The sequence below is a fragment of the Paraburkholderia sp. MM5384-R2 genome (assembly GCF_014201025.1).
GTDB classification, from domain to species: Bacteria; Pseudomonadota; Gammaproteobacteria; order Burkholderiales; family Burkholderiaceae; genus Paraburkholderia; species Paraburkholderia tuberum.
The window spans coordinates 1-1,079 of record NZ_JACHDI010000092.1 but is presented as its reverse complement, the minus strand read 5'-3'; the positions used below and the strand labels follow the sequence as shown (position 1 = coordinate 1,079).

At 60.3% G+C, this 1,079-nt stretch carries 1 protein-coding gene and 1 pseudogene; both read left to right on the top strand.

The window, feature by feature from the left end; translation table 11 throughout:
• Window positions 1-435 precede the first annotated feature (435 nt).
• On the top strand, window positions 436-774 hold the full coding sequence (locus HDG37_RS38760) for a P-II family nitrogen regulator (protein ID WP_026226100.1): 339 nt from the start codon (window positions 436-438) through the stop codon (window positions 772-774).
• Window positions 775-802: 28 nt separating this feature from the next.
• Window positions 803-1,079 (top strand): annotated as a pseudogene (locus HDG37_RS38940) (ammonia channel protein); the annotation flags it as partial.

Genomic DNA, 1,079 nt, shown 5'->3' with positions numbered 1-1,079 from the left:
CCTTCAGGGCAAGAAAATCGAACTAATTGCGTCACTGATCTCGCATTCCGAAATTCAGCAGCAAACCGTCGCCGAAAACGGCGGCTTCTTCAGCGTAGCCCTAATGAATATGTAATGACAAGCGGCAGAACCGTGCACGCATGCCCCCGATTGGGCGGACGACGGGAAAACGCGCTCGCACATGGTGCCTGGGTACATTCAGTCCGTCCGCCGCATTCCGCCAAGAAGCCTTCTGACAGTGCTGCCGCCCAATCCCGCACCCTTCCTCACAACATCCATCTGACCGCTGAAGGACCCGAAGTTCGGCTCCTCCGATAATTCCCCGCTCCAATACCTGTCGTGCGAATGGCACGACAGTTGCTTTGAACGTCTCCGCGCGCTGAGCCGCGGTCATTCGCGGCCAACATCGGGATCGACGGTCAACGGAGAGGCAAATTGAAACTAATCAGTGCGGTCATCAAGCCATTCAAGCTTGATGAGGCTCGAGAAGCCTTGTCATCGCTTGGCGTCTCTGGAATCACGGTTACGGAGGTCAAGGGTTTTGGGCGTCAGAAAGGGCACACCGAACTGTATCGGGGCGCGGAGTACGTCGTCGATTTCCTGCCGAAAGTGAAGATCGAGGTCGCCGTCCCGGACGACATCGTCGATCAGGCTATCGAGGCGATCGAGCGTGCGGCGCGTACCGGAAAGATTGGTGACGGGAAGATCTTCGTGACGCCGATCGAACAGGTGATCCGGATCCGCACCGGCGAGACCGGCGCCGACGCCCTATAAAAAAACACTGGGATAAGAGGAAAGAAAGATGCGCAAACTGTTGATGACGTTGTTGATGGCCGGCTCATTGCTCGCCGGCGGGCTGGGCTGCGCATTCGCGCAAGACGCCTCGGCGCCCGCGGCCGCCTCCGTGCCGGTCGCGCAAGCGTCCGCGGCTCCAGCGGCACCGGCCGCGGCGGATGCCGCTGCATCGGCACCGGCCGCCCCAAGCGCGCCGTTCTCGGTCGATTCATCGAAGATCAACTCCGGCGACACCGCATGGATGCTGACCTCCACCGCGCTGGTGCTGTTCATGACGATCCCGG